At 48.9% G+C, this 266-nt stretch carries 1 pseudogene; it reads left to right on the top strand.

The features are described from left to right. Positions 1–266: pseudogene (locus FD01_RS13100) on the top strand (IS5/IS1182 family transposase); the annotation flags it as partial.

The raw sequence follows: 266 nt of genomic DNA, 5'->3' as shown, positions 1-266 counted from the left end.
GCAGAGAAGCCCTTCGCATACACCAGCTTGTGTACCTTCCGTAAACGGATTGCGGACATCTCTGAACTGGTCAGAAACATCATCAATGATTGGCTTCGCGCCAAGATTGAAGAGGTGGTGCCATTCAAAGTTGACGTGATGATCACGGATGCCACAGCAATCCCGGTAAAGATCCGTTATCCTCAAGACACTTCGCTGCTCAATCAAGCCCGCCAGAATCTTGAAGACATGGCCATTGACATGGCGCATCAACTGAATGTTCCAAA

Origin of the sequence: Lacticaseibacillus manihotivorans DSM 13343 = JCM 12514 (assembly GCF_001435035.1) — a bacterium.
GTDB lineage: Bacteria > Bacillota > Bacilli > Lactobacillales > Lactobacillaceae > Lacticaseibacillus > Lacticaseibacillus manihotivorans.
This window is presented reverse-complemented; position numbering and strand designations above follow the sequence as displayed.